This is a genomic window from Streptomyces sp. NPDC030143, from assembly GCF_055573695.1.
The window spans coordinates 1-15,801 of sequence record NZ_JBVIAY010000051.1 but is presented as its reverse complement, the minus strand read 5'-3'; the positions used below and the strand labels follow the sequence as shown (position 1 = coordinate 15,801).

The 15,801-nt window shown below is 75.1% G+C and carries 3 protein-coding genes; all 3 read left to right on the top strand.

The features are described 5' to 3' along the window. Positions 1-3,393, top strand: a 3,393-nt coding sequence (locus ACZ4YY_RS37205) for a non-ribosomal peptide synthetase (RefSeq protein WP_468299799.1), incomplete at its 5' end; no start/stop codon positions are given. 2 nt (positions 3,394-3,395) lie between these two features. Then, positions 3,396-11,315, top strand: a complete 7,920-nt coding sequence (locus ACZ4YY_RS37200; RefSeq protein ID WP_468299800.1) for an amino acid adenylation domain-containing protein — start codon at positions 3,396-3,398, stop codon at positions 11,313-11,315. Continuing rightward, positions 11,312-15,801, top strand: a 4,490-nt coding sequence (locus ACZ4YY_RS37195) for an amino acid adenylation domain-containing protein (RefSeq protein ID WP_468299797.1), incomplete at its 3' end; no start/stop codon positions are given. The genes ACZ4YY_RS37200 and ACZ4YY_RS37195, both read left to right, overlap by 4 nt.

Here is a 15,801-nt window from a genome sequence, read left to right as displayed (position 1 = left end):
CACTCCCTCTCCGCCATCCGCCTCCTCAGCCGCATCCGCACCACCCTCGGCACCGAACTCACCGTCCGCGACCTCTTCGAAGCACCCACCGTCGCTGCGCTGGCCCGTCGGCTGTCGTCGGCCTCGGCCGGGGTGCGCACTTCTCCGGCTCCGGTCGGCCGGCCGGAGCGCGTCCCGTTGTCCCCGGCCCAGCAGCGCCTGTGGTTCCTCCAGCAGTTGGAGGGGCCGAACGCCACGTACAACGTGCCGATGGCGCTGCGGCTGTCGGGCGAGCTGGACGTGGCGGCGCTGCGGGAGGCCGTCGGGGACGTGCTGCAGCGGCACGAGAGCCTGCGGACCGTCTTCCCCGAGGCGGACGGCACCCCGTATCAGCGGATCCTGGACGGCGAGGCGGCCCGGCCGGTGTTCGAGGTGGTGGAGTCGGCCGCCACGGACCTGGACACGGCGCTGACCCGGGCGGTCGGGCACGCCTTCGACCTGGCGTCCGAACCGCCGCTGCGGGTCACGGTGTTCCGTACGGCACCGGACGAGCACGTGCTGCTGCTGCTCGCCCACCACATCGCCAGTGACGGCTGGTCGACCGACCCGCTGGCGCGGGATCTGTCCGTGGCCTACGCGGCGCGCCGCGCGGGCCGGGCACCGGAGCAGGACCCGTTGCCCGTCCAGTACGCCGACTACACCCTGTGGCAGCGGCAGGTGCTGGGTGAGGAGGACGACCCGGAGAGTGTGATCTCCCGGCAGATCGAGCACTGGCGCACCACCCTGGCCGGCCTGCCCGAGCAGCTCCAGCTGCCCACCGACCGGCCCCGCCCGGCGGTGGCGGGCTACCGGGGCGAGGACGTCGACTTCGCCTGGGACGCCGAGCTGCACGAGGGGATCGCGCGGCTGGCGCGGGAGCACCAGGTCACCGTGTTCATGGTGCTGCACGCCACGCTGTCCGCGCTGCTGACGCGGCTCGGTGCCGGGACCGACATCCCGATCGGCACCCCGGTCGCGGGCCGCGCCGACGACGCGCTGGAGGACTTGGTCGGGTTCTTCGTCAACACGCTGGTGCTGCGCACCGACACCTCCGGCGACCCGACGTTCGCCGAGCTGCTCGCCCGGGTGCGGGAGACGAACCTCGCCGCCTACGCCCACCAGGACCTGCCGTTCGAGCGGCTCGTGGAGATCGTCAACCCCACCCGCTCGCTCGCTCACCACCCGCTCTTCCAGGTCATGCTGGTGCTGGCGAACAAGGTCGAGGGCGACTTCGCGATGGAGGGGCTCGCCGTCTCCGACGCGGAGTTCCAGACCTTCGCGGCCAAGTTCGACCTGACCTTCCACATGGGTGAGCGGCAGGACGAGGACGGCCGGGCGGCGGGGATCGTGGGCGCGCTGGAGTTCGCCACCGACCTGTTCGACCGGTCCACCGCGCGGGAGCTGGTCGCCCGCTGGGAACGGCTGCTGCGGTCGGTGGTGGCCGACCCGTCCCGCCCGCTCAGCGAGGCGGAACTGCTCTCCTCCCGGGAACGGCGGCGGATCCTCACCGAGTGGAACGACACCGCTCGGACCGTGCCGGAGGAGGCGCTGCCGGAGCTGCTCGCGGCGCAGGCCGCCCGCACCCCGGACGCCGTCGCCGTCGAGGACGGCACGGTCGCGCTGGCCTACGGCGACCTCGACGCGCGGGCCAACCGCCTGGCGCACGAGCTGATCGCGCGGGGCATCGGCCCCGAGCGGTACGTGGCGATCGGGCTGCCCCGCTCGGCGGAGCTGGTCGTCGCCGTCGTCGCCGTCCTGAAGACCGGCGCGGCCTATCTGCCGGTCGACCCGGACTATCCGGCGGACCGGGTGGCGTACATGCTGGACAACGCGGCGCCCGCCTGCCTGCTGACGGACGGCCGGACGGCTGCGGGGCTGCCGGACACCGGCGCTCTGCCGCGGCTGCTCCTCGACGACGCCGGGACCGTCGCCGCCCTGCGCGGGCGGCCGGACACCGCGCCCACGGACGCCGACCGGGTCACCGCGCTGCGGCCGGCCCATCCGGCGTACGTCATCTACACCTCCGGGTCCACCGGCCGGCCCAAGGGCGTCGTCATGCCGGGCGGGGCACTCGTGAACCTGCTGGCCTGGCACCGCGGGTCCATCCCCGGCGGGCGGGGGCGCAGGGTCGCGCAGTTCACCGCGGTCAGCTTCGACGTGTCGGTGCAGGAGATCCTGTCGGCACTGCTGGAGGGCAGCACCCTGGTGGTGCCCGACGACGACGTGCGTCGGGACCCGGCGGCGTTCGCCCGCTGGCTCGACGAGCGTCGGGTGCACGAGCTGTACGCGCCGAACCTGGTCATCGACGCGGTGAGCGAGGAGGCCGCGGCGCAGGGCCTGGACCTGCCCGCGCTGACCGACATCGCGCAGGCCGGTGAGGCGCTGGTGCTCGGTGACGCGCTGCGGGCGCTGGCCGGGCGGCGGACGCGCCGGCTGCACAACCACTACGGGCCCACCGAGACCCACGCGGCCACCTCGTACACCTTCCCGGACGAGGTCGCGGACTGGCCGGGCACGGCCCCCGTGGGCCGGCCGATCTGGAACGCGCGCGTGTACGTGCTCGACGCGTCGCTGCGGCCGGTTCCGGCCGGGGTGCCGGGCGAGCTGTTCGTGGCGGGCGCCCAGCTCGCCCGCGGCTACCTGGACCGGCCGGGGCTGACGGCGGAGCGGTTCGTCGCCGATCCGTTCGGCCCGCCGGGCAGCCGCATGTACCGCACCGGGGACCTGGTCCGCTGGCGCGGGGACGGGCAGCTGGAGTACCTGGGCCGCACCGACGACCAGGTCAAGCTGCGTGGTTTCCGTATCGAGCCCGGCGAGATCGGCGGTGTGCTGGCGCTCCACCCGGACGTGCGCGGCGCCGTGGTGCTGGTGCGCGAGGACCGGCCCGGGGACCAGCGGCTGGTCGCCTATGTGACCCCGGCCGAAGGTGCCGTGCCGGAGGCCGCCGATCTGCGGGCCCATGCGGCGGGGCGGCTGCCCGACTACATGGTGCCGTCCGCGTTCGTCGTCCTCGACGCGCTGCCGCTGACGCCGAACGGCAAGCTGGACCGGCGCGCGCTGCCGGTCCCGGACGCCGCGGCCGCGGTGTCGTCGCGGCAGCCGAGGAACTCCGGCGAGGAGAGCCTGTGCGCGATCTTCGCCAAGATCCTGGGGCTGCCGCGGGTCGGCATCGACGACAGCTTCTTCGACCTGGGCGGGCACTCCCTGCTGGCGACGAAGCTGGTCAACCAGGTCCGCGCGGAGCTGGGCGTCGAACTGCCCATCCGCGCCGTGTTCGAGGCACCCACGGTGGCCGCGCTCGGTGCGCACGTCACCGGCGCGAGGAAGAAAAAAGTCCGGCCGGCCCTGCGGCCGATGCCGAGGTCGGGGGAGTGAGCATGATTCCGCTGTCGTTCGCCCAACGCCGTCTGTGGTTCCTGCAGCAGTTCGAGGGACCCGGCGCCACCTACAACCTGCCCCTCCGGCTGCGGCTGACGGGCGAGCTGGACGTCGAGGCCCTGCGCGGCGCCGTCCGTGACGTGATCGGGCGCCACGAGAGCCTGCGCACCGTCTTCCCCGACCACGAGGGCACTCCGTACCAGCGGATCCTCGGCGCCGACGAGGCCCCGTGCGCGGTCGAGCTGGTACGGACCGACCCGGAGCGCCTCGACGGGCTGCTCGCGGCGGCGGCCCGGCACACCTTCGATCTGACCGCCGAGGTGCCGGTCCGCGCCTGGCTGTTCGAGGTGGCGCCGCAGGATCACGTGCTGCTGCTGCTCGTGCACCACGTGGCGGCCGACGGCGGTTCGCTCGCCCCGCTTGCGCGGGACCTGTCGGTGGCGTACGCGGCCCGCCGCGAGGGCCGTGCCCCCGGGTGGGACCCGTTGCCGGTGCAGTACGCGGACTACACGCTGTGGCAGCGTGAGGTGCTCGGCGAGGAGGACGACCCGGACAGCCTCATCAGCGAGCAGGTCGCCTTCTGGCGGACGCGGTTGGCGGAACTGCCCGACCATCTGGAGCTGCCCGCCGACCGGGCCCGGCCGGCGGTCGCCGGGTACCGGGGCGACGGGGTCGGCCTGCTCTGGGACGCGGAGCTGCACGAGGGGATCACCCGGCTCGCCCGAGAGCACCGGTCGAGCGTGTTCATGGTGCTCCAGGCCGCGCTGGCGACTCTGCTGACCCGGCTCGGCGCGGGCACGGACATCCCGATCGGCACCCCGGTCGCGGGCCGCACCGACGACGCGCTGGAGGACCTGGTCGGGTTCTTCGTCAACACGCTGGTGCTGCGCACCGACACCTCGGGCGACCCGTCCTTCGCGGAGCTGCTGGGGCGCGTGCGGGAGACGAACCTCGCCGCGTACGCCCACCAGGACGTGCCCTTCGAGCGGCTGGTGGAGATCGTCAACCCGGTCCGCTCGATGGCCCGCCATCCGCTGTTCCAGGTCCTGCTGGTGCTCCACAACAACGACCGGGCCGACCTGACGCTGCCGGGGCTGCGGACCGAGCTGGACGGGGTCGGCACCGGGGTGTCGAAGTTCGACCTGTCCTTCGAGGCGGAGGAGCGGTTCGGCGCCGGGGGGCGCTGCGAAGGCATCGCCGTCGACGTCGAGTTCGCCACCGAGCTGTTCGACCCGCAGACGGTGAGGGCACTCGTCACCCGCATGGAGCGGCTGCTGCGGGGGGCCGTCGCGGATCCGACCCGCCCGGTCGGGGAGCTGCCGGTGATGTCCGGGGAGGAACGGCGGCAGCAGCTCGTCACCTGGAACGACACCGCGTGCGAGGTGCCCGCGGCGACGCTGCCCCGGCTGTTCGAGGCCCGGGCCGCCGCCGCGCCCGACGCGGAGGCGGTGGTGTGCGGCACCGTCCGGCTGTCGTACGGCGAGCTGAACGAGCGGGCCAACCGCCTGGCCCGGCATCTGCTGGCCCGAGGGGTCGGGCCGGAGCAGTACGTCGCGGTGGCGCTGCCACGCGGCGTGGACCTGCTGGTGGCGCTGCTGGCCGTGTCCAAGACCGGCGCGGCCTATCTGCCGCTGGACCCGGAGTATCCCGCCGACCGGATCGCGTACGTGCTGGACGACGCCGCGCCCGTCTGCGTCGTCACCGCCGCCGGCCTCGCGGACCGGTTGCCGGTGGACGGGGACCGGCTGTCGGTCGTCGACGACGAGGCCGCCCGCGCGGCCCTGGCCGGGCTGTCCGGTGCCGACCTCACCGCGGGGGAGGTTCCGGCGGGGGGTTGCGCGGCGAGCCCCGCCTACGTCATCTACACCTCCGGCTCGACCGGCCGCCCCAAGGGGGTCGTCGTCACCGCCGGGAACCTGGTGAACTTCCTGACGGCGATGGACCGGTGCGCCGGGGTGAGCCCCGGGGACCGGCTGCTCGCCGTGACGACCGTCGCCTTCGACATCGCCGGCCTGGAGCTGTACCTGCCGCTGGTGTCCGGCGCGACGGTGGTCCTGGCCACCGCGGAAGAGGTCCGCGACACCCGGCTGCTCGCCGCACTGGTCCGCGCGGCCGGGACGACCGTCATGCAGGCCACCCCGGCGCTGTGGCAGGGCCTGGTCGACGAGGACCCCGACACGGTACGGGGGCTGCGGGTCCTGGTCGGCGGCGAGGCGCTGCCCGCGCCGCTGGCACACCGGCTGGCCGGGGCGGCGGCCGGCGTCACCAATCTGTACGGGCCGACGGAGACCACCATCTGGTCGGCGTCCGCCGCGGTCGGCGCGGAGGGCACCCCGCCGATCGGACGTCCGATCGCCAACACGCGGGTGTACGTGCTGGACGCGGCGCTGCGGCCGGTACCGCCGGGCGTGCCGGGCGAGCTGTACATCGGTGGTGAGGGGGTGGCGCGCGGCTACCGGGGGCAGCCGGGCCTGACGGCCGGGCGGTTCGTCGCCGATCCGTACGGCGCCCCCGGCACGCGCGCGTACCGCACCGGCGACCTGGTGAAGTGGCGGACCGACGGACAGCTGGAGTTCGTCGGCCGGGTGGACCACCAGGTGAAGGTGCGCGGCTTCCGCATCGAGCCGGGTGAGATCGAGGCCGCGCTGCTGGCCCATCCCCTCCTCGACCGAGCCGTGGTGACGGTGCGCGAGGACCGGCCCGGCGACCGACGGCTCGTCGCGTACGCGGTGCCCCGCGCGGGCGGGGAGCGTCCCGGCCCGGACGAGCTGCGCGCGTGGGTGGCCGCCACCCTGCCGGAGTACATGGTGCCGTCCGCCTTCGTGTTGCTGGACGCCTTCCCGCTCACCCCGAACGGCAAGCTCGACCGCGGTGCGCTGCCCGCGCCCGCCGCCGAGCGGGCCACCGGGCCGCAGCGTCCGCGCGGCCCGCGCGAGGAGCTGCTGTGCGGGCTGTTCGCCGAGGTGCTCGGCCTCGACGAGGTCGGCGTCCACGACGACTTCTTCCGGCTGGGCGGCCATTCGCTGCTCGCCACCCGGCTCACCAGCCGGGTCCGCGCCGCGCTCGGCGCGGACCTCGCGCTGCGCGACCTCTTCGAGGCGCCGACGCCGGCGTCGCTGGCCGGACGGCTCGACGGGGCCGCGGCGGCGCGCAGGGCGCCGTTGCGGCCGACGCGGCGGCCGGAGCGGGTGCCGCTGTCGTTCGCCCAGCGGCGGCTGTGGTTCCTGCACCAGCTGGAGGGGCCGAGCCCGACGTACAACATGCCGATGCTGTTGCGGCTGTCGGGCGAGCTGGACGTGCGCGCGCTGCGCGAGGCCCTCGCCGACCTGGTGGGGCGGCACGAGAGCCTGCGCACCGTCTTCCCGGGGCGGGACGGGACCCCGTACCAGCGGGTGCTGGAGGAGGACGCGGCCCGCCCGGTGTTCGAGCTGGTCCGCACCACCGGGGAGCGCCTGGACGAGGAGGTGGCCGCCGCGGCCCGGTACGCGTTCGACCTGACGACGGAGCCGCCGCTGCGCAGCCTGCTGTTCGAGACGGCTGCGGACGAGCACACCCTCCTGGTGCTGGCCCACCACATCGCGTGCGACGGGGCGTCCCTGGCCCCGCTCGCCGACGACCTGACGGCCGCGTACACGGCCCGCAGGGCGGGGCGGGCGCCCGAGTGGGCGGCGCTGCCCGTGCAGTACGCGGACTACACGCTGTGGCAGCGGGACGTGCTCGGGGACGAGGACGACCCGGACAGTCTGGTCTCGGCCCAGATCGCCCACTGGAGGGCGGCACTCGCGGGTGTCCCCGACCGGCTGGAGCTGCCCGCCGACCGGCCGCGCCCGGCGGTCGCCGGACACCGCGGCGACCAGGTCGGGTTCGCGTGGGACGCCGAGCTGCACGCCGGAGTGGTACGGCTGGCACGGGAGCACCGGTCCAGCGTGTTCATGGTCCTCCAGGCCGGCCTCGCCGCGCTGCTGACGCGACTCGGCGCGGGCACGGACATCCCGATCGGCACCCCGGTCGCGGGCCGGGTCGACGAGGCGCTGGACCGCCTGGTCGGGTTCTTCGTCAACACCTTGGTGCTGCGCACCGACACCTCCGGCGACCCGTCCTTCACAGAGCTGCTCACCCGGGTGCGGGAGACCGACCTCGCGGCCTACGCCCACCAGGACGTGCCCTTCGAGCGGCTGGTGGAGGCCGTCAATCCGGCCCGCTCGACGGCACACCACCCGCTGTTCCAGGTCATGCTGATCCTCCAGAACAACGACGAGGCGACGGTGCGGCTCCCCGGCCTCACGGTCGCTCTGGACGAGGTCGACACCGGCGCCGCCCGGACGGACCTGGCGTTCAACATGGAGGAGCTGCACACCGCGGAGCGGAAGCCCGCCGGCCTGGCGGGCACGGTCGAGTTCGCGACGGACCTGTTCGACCGGTCCACGGCCGAGGAACTCGCCGCCCGGCTGGAGCGGCTGCTGCGCTCCGCCGTGGCGGACCCCGCCCGGCCGGTCGGCACGCTGGAGGTGCTCGGGGAGGACGAACGCGAGCGGCTGCTCGTGGAACGGAACGCCACGGACCACGACACCGTGCCGGCGACCCTGCCGGAGCTGTTCCAGGCGGGAGCGGCCCGCCACCCGGGCGCACCGGCCGTGGAGCACGACGGGCTGGTCCTCAGCTACGCGGACCTGAACCGGCGGGCCAACCGGCTCGCGCACCGCCTGATCGCGCACGGCGCCGGCCCGGAACGGATCGTGGCCCTGGCGCTGCCGCGCTCGGCCGAGCTGGTGGTCGCCGTCCTGGCGGTCCTCAAGGCGGGCGCCGCCTATCTGCCCGTCGACCGCGACTACCCCGCGGACCGCGTCGCGTACATGCTCGACGACGCCCGGCCCGCGCTGGTGGTCACGGACGAGGCCACCGCCGGGCGGCTCCCGCGGACGGGGGTGCCGGTCCTGCACATGGCGGATCCGGCCGGCGACGACGGGCCGGAGCACGACCCGTCGGACACCGACCGCGTCACGCCGCTGCTCCTGCCCCACCCCGCCTACGTCATCTACACGTCCGGGTCGACCGGGCGCCCCAAGGGCGTGGTGGTGGAGCACACCGGCATGGCGAGCTTCGCCGCCGACAAGATCGAGCGCTGCGGGGTCGCCGTGGGCGACCGGGTGTCGCAGTTCGCGTCACCCAGCTTCGACGCGTCGGTGCTCGAGATGTGGCTGGCCCTGCTGTCCGGGGCCTGCCTGGTGATCCCGTCGGGCGGGCCGTTCGCGGGCGAGGCGCTCGCCGGGGCGCTGCGGGAGCTGAGGATCAACCACATGCCGATCGCGGCCGCGGCGCTGGCGAGCATGCCGGAGACCGCGCTGCCCGACCTGCGGTCGCTGGCCGTCGGCGGGGACTCCTTCACCGGCGAGGTGGTGGCCCGGTGGGCGCCGGGCCGCCGCATGTTCAACGGTTACGGGCCGACCGAGGCGACGGTGTGGGTGACGTCCACCGCCGCCCTGTCCGAGCCGGTGGCACCGCCGATCGGCCGGCCCGTCCGCAACACCCGGACGTACGTGCTGGACGAGGCGCTGCGCCCGGTGGCGGTGGGCGTCCCCGGTGAGCTGTACGTCGCCGGGGTGCAGCTGGCCCGCGGCTATCTGCAGCGGCCCGCGCTGACCGCGGAGCGGTTCGTCGCCGACCCGTTCGGGGCGCCGGGCGCGCGCATGTACCGCACCGGTGACCTGGTGAAGTGGCGGGCCGACGGCGAGCTCGAGTTCCTGGGCCGGGTGGACCGGCAGGTCAAGGTGCGGGGCTTCCGCGTCGAGCCGGGCGAGATCGAGAACGTGCTCGCCGCGCACCCGGCGGTGGCCCAGGCGGCGGTCGTGGTCCGGGAGGACCGCCCCGGCGACAAGCGGATCGTGGCCTACGTGGTCGCGGCCGGCGAGGGGGCCCCGGTGGACGACGGCGCGGCCCCGGCCGGGGCCGCGCCGGTGAACGGCACCGGTACGGTCGTCGCCGCGGGCGGCGCCCGGGTCGACACCGCGGAGCTCCGCGCCCACCTGGCGGGACGGCTGCCGGACTACATGGTGCCCGCGGCGTTCGTCGTCCTGGACGCACTCCCCCTGACGGCGAACAGCAAGCTGGACACGGCGGCCCTGCCGGCTCCGGACTTCACCGCGGAGACGGAGGTGGCACCACCGCGCACACCGCGCGAGGAGACGCTGTGCCGGATCTTCGCCGAGGTGCTGGGCCTGCCCCGGGCCGGCGTCACCAGCAGCTTCTTCGAGCTGGGCGGCGACAGCATCCTCTCCATCCAGCTGGTCTCCCGGGCCCGGGCGCACGGCCTGGCGCTGACCGCACGGGACGTGTTCCGGCACCAGACGGTGGAGGCGCTGGCCGCGCACGCCGCCGACGTGCCGGACGCGGTCGCCGCGGAGGACGCTGCGGACGCCGTCGGCCCGCTGCCCCCGACGCCGATCATGCACTGGCTGCGGGAGCTGGACGCGCCCGTCGACGGGTTCAACCAGTCGATCGTGCTCCAGACGCCCGCCGACCTCGACCTGTCCGGCCTGACGGGGGCGGTGCAGGCACTGCTCGACCACCACGACGCGCTGCGGCTGCAGGTGACGACCGTGCCGCCGGCGGAGGGCGCCGGGGCGCCGGTGTGGGAGCCGGAGGTGCTGCCCGTCGGCAAGGTCGCCGCCGCGGACTGCGTGCGGCGGGTCGACGCCGGGGGGAGATCGGGCGGTGCCCTGGACACGCTGATGGCCGAGGAGGGCGCCCGTGCCCGGGACCGGCTGGCGCCGGGGGACGCCGCCATGGTGCAGGCCGTCTGGTTCGACGCGGGAACGGGGGTGCCGGGCCGGCTGCTGCTGGTGCTGCACCACCTCGTCGTGGACGGCGTGTCCTGGCGGATCCTGGTGCCGGACCTGGTCGCCGCCTGGACCGCGGTGCGCGCCGGTACGCCGGTACGGCTGGAGCGCGCCGGCACCTCTCTGCGGCAGTGGGCGCGGCACCTGGAGACGGCGGCGCACACCCCGGAGCGGGTCGCCGAACTGCCGCTGTGGACGGGGATCCTCGAGACCGCGGAGCCGCTCCTCGGCGAGCGCGCCCTGGACCCGGCGCGGGACCTCGGTTCCACCGCGCGGTCGCTGACCCTCACCCTGCCGGCCGCGACCACGCGTCCGCTGCTGACCTCCGTGCCCGGCCTCTTCCACGCCAGGGTCGACGACGTGCTGCTGAGCGGGCTCGCGGTCGCCGTCGGCGCCCGCCGGCGGCGCCGGGACGCGGCCGACGGGCCGGTCCTGGTCGATCTGGAGGGGCACGGCCGCGAGGAGATCGTCCCCGGGGCGGATCTGTCCCGCACGGTGGGCTGGTTCACCAGCCTGTACCCGGTGCGGCTCGACCCGGGCCGGCCCGACTGGGACGACGTGCTGGCCGGCGGCCCGGAGCTGGGCCGCGTGGTCAAGCGGATCAAGGAGCAGTTGAGGGCCCTGCCGGACCACGGCATGGGCTTCGGGCTGCTCCGCCACCTGAACGCCGGGACCGCACCGCGCCTGGCCGGGCACGCCGGGCCGCAGATCGGCTTCAACTATCTGGGCCGGATGGCCGCCTCGGAGGGCGCCGCGGTGCGGGACTGGGACCTGGTGGCCGACGCGCACACGCCGGCCGGCCACGACCTGCGGATGCCGGTGACCCACGCGCTGGTCGTCAACGCGGTGACGGAGGACCACACCGACGGTCCCCGGCTCACCGCGACCTGGAACTGGCCCGACGGGCTGCTGGCCGAGCCGGACGTGCGGGACCTCGCCGAGGGCTGGTTCGCCGCGCTCGCCGCGCTGGTGGCCCACTCCGCGGCCCCGGACGCGGGCGGTCACACCCCCTCCGACCTCTCCCTGGTCTCCCTGAGCCAGGACGAAATCGACGACCTCGAAGCCGAATTGGAAATGCCGTGAAGACGAAGTCCGCACTCGAGGACGTCCTGCCGCTCGCACCGCTGCAGGAAGGGTTCCTGTTCCACGCCCTGTACGACCGGGAGACGCCCGACATCTACCACGTGCAGCTGGTGCTGCGGGTCGAAGGCGCCGTGGACGGCCGGCTGCTGCGGGAGTCGGCCGGCGCGCTGCTGGCCCGGCACGCCAACCTGCGGGCGGGCTTCCGCACCCGCAAGAACGGCGGGCCGATCCAGGTGATCCACCGCGCGGTGGAACTTCCCTGGCGGGAGGTGGACCTGACCGGCGCCGGGGACGAGGCGGCGCGGGAGGCGGAGCTGGAGCGGCTGTGCGCGGCCGACCGGGCCGGGCGTTTCGACCTCGCCCGGCCACCGCTGCTGCGGATGACGCTGGCCCGGCTGGGCGAGGAGCGGTACCACCTCGTGCTGACCTGCCATCACATCCTGGTCGACGGCTGGTCGACGCCGCTGCTGCTGGACGAGCTGTTCACGCTCTACGCCCGCGGGGGCAGCCCGGCCGGGCTGCCCCGGGTGACCCCCTACCGGGACTACCTGGCCTGGCTGGCCCGGCAGGACACGGCCGCGGCCGAACGCGCCTGGCGGCGGGCGCTGGAGGGGGTCGAGGAGCCGACCCGGGTGGCGGGGCGGACCGACCCGGCCCCGGTCCTGCCCCGGCGGATCCTGCGGGAGCTGCCGGAGGACCTCACGGCGGAGTTGGCGGCTGTGGCGCGCGCCAGGCGGCTGACCATGAGCACCCTGCTCCAGGGGGCGTGGGCGGCCGTGCTCTCCCATCTGACCGGGCGGGACGACGTGGTGTTCGGGACGACCGTGTCGACCCGTCCGGCCGAGCTGCCCGGCTCGGACGCGATGATCGGGCTGTTCATCAACACGGTGCCGGTCCGGGCGCGCCTGGATCCGGCTCGGTCGCTGCTGGACAACCTGGCGCGGTTGCAGGGGGAGCAGGGCGAGCTGCTCCCGCACCAGTTCCTGGGGCTGGCCCGGATCCAGCAGCTCGCGGGCGTGGGCGAGCTGTTCGACACCACCATGGTGTTCGAGAACTTCCCGGCCCCGGAGGACGACGAGGACACCCCGGTCGCCGGGCTGCGGCTCACCGAGGTCGACGGCCGGGACGCCACGCACTACGCCCTCAATCTCGCGGGCGACCAGCTCGGCGGCCGGCTGACGCTGCGGCTGGACCACCGCCCCGACCTCTTCGACGCCGGGACCGCCGACGCCGTCCTGGACCGGGTGGTGCGGTTGCTGGAGTCGACGGTCACGCTCGGGGACACCCCGCTCGGGCGGGTGCCGCTGGTCGGCGCGGACGAGCGGTCCCGGATCGCCGAGGCCGCAGCCGGGCCCGCCCGGGAGGTGCCGGACACGCATCTGGTCACCCTGTTCGAGGACCGTGCGGCCCGGACGCCGCACGCGACGGCGGTCGTGTACGAGGGCACGTCCCTCACGTACGCGGAGTTGAACGCCGAGGCGAACCGTCTGGCGCGGCTGCTGATCGAGCGCGGTGCCGGACCGGAGGGGCTGGTGGCGCTGGCGCTGCCCCGCTCGGCGGAGCTGGTCGTCGCGGTGCTCGCCGTGCTGAAGAGCGGCGCCGCCTACCTGGCGCTGGATCCCGGGCACCCGACGGACCGGATCGCGTTCACCCTCGCCGACGCGGCGCCGGGCCTCGTCGTCACGGCCGGTGCGACGGACGGCGCGGTCGCCGGGAGCCCGGTGCCGCGGCTGGTGCTGGACGCCGCTGCGACCCGGGCCGCGCTCGCCGCCCGGTCGGCGGGGAACCCGACCGACGCGGACCGCACGGTCCCGCTGCTGCCCGCCCACCCCGTGTACACGATCTACACCTCCGGTTCCACGGGCCGCCCGAAGGGCGTGCGGGTCGAGCACCGGGCGCTGGTGCACCATCTGGCCTGGATGACCGACACGTTCCCGCTGGGCCTCGAGGACACCGTCCTGGCCAGGACCTCCCTCGCCTTCGACGCGTCGGTGTGGGAGATCTGGCTGCCGCTGCTGACCGGGGCGACGGTCTGCGTCGCCCCCGACCGGGCCGTGCGCGACCCGCGGCAGCTTCTGACGTACCTGAGCGAACACGGCGTGACGGTGGCCCAGTTCGTGCCCTCGCTGCTGGCGGTCGTGGCGGACGCCGCCGACGAGGGCGAGCGGCTGCCGCTGCGTCGCGTCTTCGCGGGCGGCGAACCACTGCCGCCCGCGCTGGCGCGGCGCATCGCCACCGCGTGGGGCGTGAGCGTGCACAACCTCTACGGCCCCACGGAGTGCACCGTGCAGGCCACCCATCACCGCTTCGACCCGGCGCGGGACACGGCGGCGGTGCCGGTCGGCCGCCCGGTGTGGAACACCCGCGCCCTGGTTCTGGACGCCGCCCTGCGCCCGGTGCCGGACGGGGTGCCCGGCGAGCTGTATCTCGCCGGCGCCCAGCTCGCGCGAGGCTACGCGGGGCGGCCCGGGCTGACCGCGGGGCGGTTCGTCGCCTGCCCGTCCGGCGCGCCGGGCGAGCGCATGTACCGCACGGGCGACCTGGTGCGGCGCGGCGCGGACGGGCTGCTGGAGTTCGTCGGCCGCACCGACGACCAGGTCAAGATCCGCGGCTTCCGCGTCGAGCCCGGGGAGGTCGAGGCGGTCCTCGCCGCCGACCCGGCGGTGTCGCGGGCGGCGGTCGTCGTCCGCGAGGACCGTCCGGGCGACCCGCGGATCGTCGCCTACGTCGTGGGTGCTCCCGGCACGGTCGCCGACCCGGCGCACCTGCTGGCCCGGGCGGCTGCGGAGCTGCCGGAGCACATGCTGCCGTCGGCGGTGGTGCCGCTCGACGAGTTGCCCCTCACCCCGAACGGCAAGCTGGACCGGCGGGCACTGCCCGCCCCCGCCGCCACGTCGACGACCGGCGCGCGGCCGGGACGCGGCGCCCACGGGCCCGGCGAGGAGATCCTGCGCGCTCTCTTCGCCGAGGTGCTCGGCCTGGAGCGGGTGACGGCCGACGACGACTTCTTCGCGCTGGGCGGGCATTCGCTGCTCGCCATGCGCCTGATCAGCAGGGTGCGGACCGTGCTCGGGGTGGAGCCTGCCGTGCGCGACCTGTTCGAGGCGCCCACGGCCGCCCGGCTGGCCGAGCGCCTCGACGGCGCCGCCCGGGCCCGTGCCGCCCTCACCCCGGTACCGCGGCCCGACCGGATCCCGCTCTCCCCCGCGCAGCGGCGTCTGTGGTTCCTGCACCAGCTGGAGGGGCCCGGCGCCACCTACAACGTGCCGATGCCGCTCCGCCTCTCGGGTGCGCTGGACGTGGCGGCGCTGCGCGCGGCGGTCGAGGACCTGGTCGCGCGGCACGAGAGTCTGCGGACGGTCTTCCGCGAGGCGGACGGCACGCCGTACCAGCACATCCTCGACGGCGAGGCCGCCCGGCCCGTCGTGGACGCCGTCACCACGACCCCCGCGGACCTGGACGCGGCGGTCGCTCAGGCCATCGGCCACGCCTTCGATCTGACGCGTGAGCTGCCGCTGCGCGCCTGGGTCTTCACGACGGCCCCCGACGACCATCTCGTCCTGCTGCTCGCCCATCACATCGTGAGCGACGGCGGGTCGTTGGCGCCGCTGGTGGGCGACCTGTCGGTGGCGTACACGGCCCGCCGTTCGGGGCGGGCCCCGGAGTGGCGGCCGCTGCCGGTGCAGTACGCGGACTACACGCTGTGGCAGCGGGAGGTGCTCGGTGACGAGACCGACCCCGACAGCGTGATCTCCCGGCAGATCGACCACTGGCGCACGGCGCTGGCCGGGCTGCCGGAGCAGTTGGAGCTGCCGACGGACCGGCCGCGTCCGGCCGAGGCCAGCCACCGGGGCGAGACGGTTCCGCTGACCCTCGACGCGGAGACGCACCAGGGCCTGGCCCTCCTGGCGCGGGACCACCAGTCGAGTGTCTTCATGGTGGTGCAGGCGGGCATCGCGGCGCTGCTCACCCGGCTCGGCGCCGGGACCGACATCCCCGTCGGCACGCCCATCGCCGGGCGCACCGACTCCGCCCTCGAGGACCTCGTCGGGTTCTTCGTCAACACGCTGGTGCTGCGGACGGACACCTCCGGCGACCCGACGTTCGCCGAGCTGCTGGGGCGGGTGCGGGAGACGAACCTCGCCGCCTACGCCCACCAGGACGTGCCCTTCGAGCGGCTCGTGGAGATCGTCGCCCCGGCCCGGTCCCTGTCCCACCACCCGCTCTTCCAAGTCATCCTCACCTTCCAGAACAGCGGCGACATCGAGGCCGACCTGCCCGGTCTCACCGTGCGGGAACACCCCCTGGAGGCGGCGTCGGCGAAGTTCGACCTCTCCTTCGCACTGGAAGAGCAGGTCGACGAGCGGGGCGCGCCGGCCGGAATGCGCGGGTCGGTGGAGTTCGCGACGGACCTGTTCGACCGGGAGACGGCCCACGCGATCGCGGAGCGGCTGGAACGCCTGCTGCGCGCCGTCACCGCAGAGCC

What these genes read in the sequence shown, in the direction of transcription:
- ACZ4YY_RS37200 (WP_468299800.1), top strand. Translation starts at nt 3,396, where the DNA reads ATGATTCCGCTGTCGTTCGCCCAACGCCGTCTGTGGTTCCTGCAGCAG.